The following is a 5,398-nucleotide window of genomic DNA, read 5'->3' as shown; positions in this document are numbered from 1 at the left end:
CCCCCGAACTCCTGGAGCGGGTCGCCGCCCTGCCCCCGGCCGACGACACCCCCGACATCGACGAGCGCCGGGCCGCCCGACCCGAGGAGTCCTACGGCCTGCGCCGCCTGCTGAGCGGCCTGGGCCGACCACTGCTGTTCGCCCTGCTGCTGGTCATCGCCGACGCCGGCGCCGCCCTGCTGCTGCCGATCCTCATCCGGCACGGCATCGACGAGGGCGTCACCCGGGGCGCCCTGGAGGGTGTCGTGACCGCCGCCGCGATCGCGCTGGGCGTGGTACTCGCCCAGTGGCTCGTGCAGTACGGCGGCCTGCGGGCCGTGGGCCGCACCGGTGAACGCGCCCTGTACGCGCTGCGCACCAAGATCTTCGCGCACCTCCAGCGGCTCGGCCTGGACTACTACGAGCGCGAGCTGACCGGCCGCGTGATGACCCGGATGACCACCGACGTCGACGCCCTGACCACCTTCCTGCAGACCGGGCTGGTGCAGGCGCTGGTGTCGATCATGACCTTCCTCGGCATCCTGGGCGCCCTCGTGGTCATCGACCCGCAGCTCGCCCTGGTGGTGCTCGCCACCCTCGTGCCGCTGATCATCGGCACCGTCTTCTTCCGCCGGGCCAGCGTGAAGGCGTACGAGCTGGCCCGCGAACGGGTCGCCGGCGTCAACGCCGACCTCCAGGAGAACGTGTCCGGCCTGCGTCTGGTGCAGGCGTCCCGCCGCGAGGCCGCCGCCGAGGCCCGGTTCGCCGAGCGCTCCGACGGCTACCGGCGCGCCCGGGTGCGGGGGCAGTGGCTCATCTCGATCTACTTCCCCTTCGTGCAGCTGCTCGCGACCGTGGCCACCGCCGGGGTGCTGGTGCTCGGTTCGGGTCGGGTCGCCGCCGGCACCCTGACGGCCGGCGCCCTGGTCGCGTACCTGCTGTACATCGAGCTGTTCTTCGCCCCGGTGCAGCAGCTCTCCCAGGTCTTCGACGGCTACCAGCAGGCCACCGTCTCGCTGGGCCGCATCCAGGAACTGCTGCGCGAGCCGACCTCCACCCCGCCGCCCGCCGACCCGCTGCCGGTGGACCGGCTGGAGGGCGGGATCCGCTTCGAGAAGGTCGGCTTCCGCTACGGCACCGCTTCCTCGAACGCCCCCGACGCGCTGATCGACGTGGACCTCACCATCCCGGCCGGGCAGACCGTCGCCTTCGTCGGCGAGACCGGTGCGGGCAAGTCCACCCTGGTCAAGCTGGTGGCCCGGTTCTACGACCCCACCTCCGGCGCCGTCCTGGTGGACGGCCGGGACGTCCGCGACCTGGACCCCACCGGCTACCGCCGCCGGCTGGGTGTCGTGCCGCAGGAGTCCTACCTGTTCGCCGGCACGGTCCGCGACGCCATCGCCTACGGGCGACCCGACGCGACCGACGCCGAGGTGGAGGCGGCGGCCCGGGCGGTCGGCGCGCACGACATGATCGCCCGCCTGCCGGGCGGCTACCTGCACCCCATCGCCGAACGGGGCCGCAACCTCTCCGCCGGCCAGCGCCAGCTCATCGCCCTGGCCCGCGCCGAACTGGTCGACCCCGACATCCTGCTGCTGGACGAGGCCACGGCGGCGCTGGACCTGGCGACGGAGTCGCTGGTCAACGAGGCCACCGACCGGCTCGCCAAGCGGCGCACCACCCTGGTCGTAGCCCACCGCCTGACCACGGCGGCCCGGGCGGACCGGGTGGTGGTCCTGGACGGCGGACGGGTCGTGGAGGACGGCACCCACGCCGACCTCCTGGCCGCCGGCGGCCGGTACACCGAGCTGTGGCGCAGCTACACCGGTGAGCCGGTCGGCGCGACCCCCGGCGCCTGACGGGGGTCGGGCCCGTCACCTCACGGAGGCGGGCCCGCCGACCCCGCTGACCGGAGCCCGGCTCCTTCGGTCTTTCTTGTGCTGCGCTTGTTCCGACAAGCCCCGGTGGACCGCTGATTCCGGTGATCGGGTCGCCGGGGCCGAGACGTGACGTGGCGTGATCGGGCGGGTTCCGTCGCCGTCCCGCGCCCTCCGGTTCCGGGTCGCCGGGGAGGTGCCACCGGTGATGGGCGGGATGAGGCGATCAAACGGGCGGGGCCGAACGGGTGGGCTCGTCCGCCGGGTCCGGGCCCCCGCGAGCGGCGGCCCTATCCTGGCCGGGGTGTCCGGGGCGGGCGCCGTCCCCTGCCGAAAGGACGCGAGTCCCGTGTCGCTTCTCGTGGACGCCGATCTGATGGACGAGTTGACCGGGGCCGCCCGGCGGGACGGCGTCGAGCGGCACGTGGTCGGCGCGGTCGTCACCGACGACGAAGGGCGCGTCCTCCTCCTGCGTCGCCGGGCCGACGAGGACCATCTCCCCGGGCTGTGGGAGCTCCCCTCGGGGCGGGTGGAAGCGGGTGAGAACCTGCTCGACGCGCTGCGGCGGGAGGTGACGGAGGAGACCGGGCTGACCGTCACCGCCGTGGAGGAGTACCTCGGTACCTTCGACTACCGCTCGGGCAGCGGGCGGGCGACCCGCCAATTCACCTTCACGGTGCGCGTCGCCCCGGACGGGGACCTCCGGCCGGCCGAACACGACGCCGCCGTGTGGGCCGCCCCCGGGGACCGCCACCCCGTCTCCCCGGAGGTCGGCGACCTCCTCACCCTGTACCGCACCGCCACCGGTTGAGCGGCGCGGACGGGTCGAGTCGAAGAGGTCCGATCGGTGGTGCCCCGGGGCGGCCCCTCTCCCAAGCCGAGGATCGGAGGGGAGAGGAGGGCTCCGGTAACCGCTGCCGTCCACTGTCACGAGTGCGTCATCAGGTTGTCCACCCGGGTGGTGAGGCGGGTCGGTACCTCGAGGGGAACGCTCTCACCCGGGGCGAAACGGACGGAAGCGGGTTTCTCGTCCTCGGGGTAGTACTCCATGACCGTGACGATGGCCGGTCCGGGCACGAACCTCGTTCCCTCATCCGGTCCGGTGGGCCGGTCGGAGCGGATCGTGCCTTTCCGAGTTCGAGGAACCGTGTGCCGTCCATCGGTTCGGTGGTTGCAGGAAGAAGTGCTCGCCGTTCCGTTGGCCGGGTCCCCACCCTCGGCGGGTCTTCCCGCTTCCCACCGCGATCGTCCCTGTTCACGAGGTGGGGGACAGGCGCACCGTGAACCAGACCCACTTTCCCCCGGGGACACAGGTGTAGCCCAGGCCGGTGGTCATATCCCGCAGCAGCCACAGACCCCGTCCGCCTTCGGCATCCCACGCGGGGACCGTCACCGCCGGAACCTCGCGAGCCCTGTCGAACAGGCGTACCCGGATTTCGCTCCCGAGGTGGTGCACCTCCAGTCGACACCTCGGGTCCTCGACGTGCTTGATCACGTTGGTGATCAGTTCCGATACCCCGAGTCGCACCAGTGCCACGGTGTCGGGGCAGCCACCCCACTCCCGTACCAAGGAGGCGACCTCTTCCCGCAGGGCACCCGCCCGTTCGGCGTGAGCCTTCACCTCCCGCCGGAAAGAGGGCGGTGAAAGGGATGCTTCGGCAGGGGATTCGGTCTCCATGGGGTCTCCTATGGGGGAGTCGCGCGAACGTTCGGGCGCCCTCTCCGGCCTGATTGCTCTTGGCTTTGGATTGATTACCCTGCGAATATGGACCTGTCGGCTTGCGTCGTGCAAGTCAACTACGAGAGTTCACTTCTACGAGTGAAGAACGGGCTCCCGGTTGTCAACTGTCACTCCGGTGAGGGGGAAGGTCATGGCGGAGGACTCGAAGCCGACCGTGCGTCGTCGTGTCCTGGGAACCAACCTGCGGCGCCTGCGGGAGGAGAGAGGGCTTCTTCTCGAACACGCGGCGGAGCACTTGAGTTGTAACGCGTCCAAGATCAGTCGCATCGAGTCCGGCCGAAGTCCGGTCAGGCCCCTCGATCTCAAAGCGCTTCTGGACCTCTACGGCGTCCTTGATCAGGGCGCGCGTGAGGGGTGGTTGTCATTGGCCCGGGAGGGGCGCCGACAGCGTTGGTGGCGCGCTCTGGAAGATCAACTTCCACGGGACTTCCTGGACCTCATCGGCCTGGAGGAGGACACGTCGTACTGCCGGGGTTTTCAACCGGCCATCATCGACGGTCTGCTGCAGACGGAGAGGTATGCGGAGGCGGTGATCGGAGGAGGCTCCCCCGGCCCTTTGCAGCCGAACCAGGAGACCATGCTCAAGGTGCGCCTGGAGCGGCAGAAGGCATTGACGCGTACCGAGCACCCCATCGAGGTCTGGATGGTGATGGGGGAGGCCGCTCTGAGGCAGATGTGTGGTGGGCCCGAGGTGATGCGTGCACAGCTCCACCACCTGCTGGAGTTGGCGAACCTGGGCAATGTGACCCTGCAGGTTCTGCCCTTCTCCGTCGGCGCGTACCGGGGTGGTCCGTTCCCCTTCAAGATCTATCGGTTCCCCATGCCTTCCGAGATGGAGGTGGTTCTCCTGGAGAGCCACATGAGCCACGCCTACCTGGAGAACCCCCGGGACATCGCGTTTCACTCGGAGATCTTTGATCGCCTCCGGGCCACGGCCTTGGGGGAGTTGGACAGCAGGCGCATGATTGAAGGAATCGCACGCGAGTACGCCCGGGAGTCGAGGGGAGACGAAGGTGCTGGTGGAGACCGGTTGGGTGAAGAGCAGTCACAGCGGGCAGAACGGGGATTGCGTCGAGGTGCGTCGTGAGGGCACCCGAGGAGTCGGTTTCCGTGACTCGAAGTGTCCGGACGGGCCGGTGATGGTGGTGGGGCATGAGAGTGGGCGACGTTTCCTCGCGGCGGTCGCCCGGGATGGGGAGCTCGGCGGAGCCTGAGCCCTGCCTGGTTACGGCACTCCGGGGTCGAGTGACGGGGCGTGAACCCGCGCCCATCCGCTTCGCGTACTCCCGCCCGGCAGTGAGGTTCGCCCTCACTCCCGGGTGAGGGCGGCGAGGTGGATGTCCACGGTCTGGAGCAGGCCGCCCGGCGGCGGGGCGGTACCGTCCCACCACAGGGTGGCGGCGATCTCGTCGTTCGGGGTGAACGGCACCGGTCCGAGGGCTCCGGGATCGGCGATCTCGGCGGTGAACAGCGCGCCGCGCGAGGGTGGGTGCCCGACCAGCGTGGTGTACGGGAAGCCGACGAACCGCAGTTCGTCGGCGGCCACGACCAACCCGGTCTCCTCGCGCACCTCGCGGACCGCCGCCGTGCGCGGGGACTCGCCGGGGTCGATGCCGCCGCCGGGCAACTCCCAGCAGTTCCGCTCGCGTTCGTGCACCAGCAGCAGGCGGTCACCGTGCCACAGGGCGGTCAGGGCATAGGTCAACGCGTGGTCGGTCGGCGGCGCGTGCTCCGGGACCCGGGCGAAGTCCAGCAGGTCGATGCCGAGCGGACCGGAGGCCAGGGGGGCGGGGCCGGTGGG

7 protein-coding genes are annotated in these 5,398 nt (G+C 70.7%); 4 read left to right on the top strand and 3 right to left on the bottom strand.

Annotated elements, in window-relative coordinates; all coding sequences use genetic code 11:
- Together FOE67_RS15410 and FOE67_RS15405 are read left to right on the top strand one after the other, a co-directional pair.
- Nucleotides 1-1,838 (top strand): ABC transporter ATP-binding protein (locus tag FOE67_RS15410; protein ID WP_182664628.1); only part of this gene is annotated, 1,838 nt, incomplete at its 5' end.
- Between the two features lie 367 nt (nt 1,839-2,205).
- Nucleotides 2,206-2,667, top strand: a complete 462-nt coding sequence (locus FOE67_RS15405) for an NUDIX hydrolase (RefSeq protein WP_323384959.1) — start codon at nt 2,206-2,208, stop codon at nt 2,665-2,667.
- Nucleotides 2,668-2,783: 116 nt separating this feature from the next.
- Here the strand turns inward: FOE67_RS15405 and FOE67_RS15400 are convergent, their stop codons facing one another.
- Together FOE67_RS15400 and FOE67_RS15395 are read right to left on the bottom strand one after the other, a co-directional pair.
- Nucleotides 2,784-2,933: a hypothetical protein gene (locus FOE67_RS15400; RefSeq protein ID WP_182664626.1), complete on the bottom strand. Its 150-nt coding sequence runs from the start codon at nt 2,931-2,933 to the stop codon at nt 2,784-2,786.
- A 178-nt stretch (nt 2,934-3,111) separates the two neighbouring features.
- The gene (locus FOE67_RS15395) at nt 3,112-3,477 is read right to left on the bottom strand and encodes an ATP-binding protein (RefSeq protein ID WP_323384958.1); all 366 of its coding nucleotides are present in this window, start codon (nt 3,475-3,477) and stop codon (nt 3,112-3,114) included.
- A gap of 250 nt (nt 3,478-3,727) precedes the next feature.
- On the opposite strand from FOE67_RS15395, the gene FOE67_RS15390 reads away from it, so the two are divergent.
- On the top strand, nt 3,728-4,684 hold the full coding sequence (locus FOE67_RS15390; protein WP_182606177.1) for a helix-turn-helix domain-containing protein: 957 nt from the start codon (nt 3,728-3,730) through the stop codon (nt 4,682-4,684).
- Nucleotides 4,611-4,811 carry a DUF397 domain-containing protein gene (locus FOE67_RS15385; protein ID WP_323384957.1) on the top strand — a complete coding sequence of 67 codons (201 nt, stop codon included), beginning with the start codon at nt 4,611-4,613 and terminating at the stop codon, nt 4,809-4,811. Before FOE67_RS15390 ends, FOE67_RS15385 begins: the two co-directional genes overlap by 74 nt.
- Nucleotides 4,812-4,906: 95 nt before the next feature.
- On the opposite strand, the gene FOE67_RS15380 is transcribed toward FOE67_RS15385, so the two are convergent.
- The coding region (locus FOE67_RS15380) for an NUDIX hydrolase (RefSeq protein WP_228473922.1) at nt 4,907-5,398 on the bottom strand (492 nt) is incomplete at its 5' end.

Origin of the sequence: Streptomyces calidiresistens, assembly GCF_014141525.1 — a bacterium.
In the GTDB taxonomy this organism is placed as follows: Bacteria; Actinomycetota; Actinomycetes; order Streptomycetales; family Streptomycetaceae; genus Streptomyces; species Streptomyces calidiresistens.
This window is presented reverse-complemented; position numbering and strand designations above follow the sequence as displayed.

What these genes read in the sequence shown, in the direction of transcription:
- FOE67_RS15390 (WP_182606177.1), top strand. Translation starts at nt 3,728, where the DNA reads ATGGCGGAGGACTCGAAGCCGACCGTGCGTCGTCGTGTCCTGGGAACC.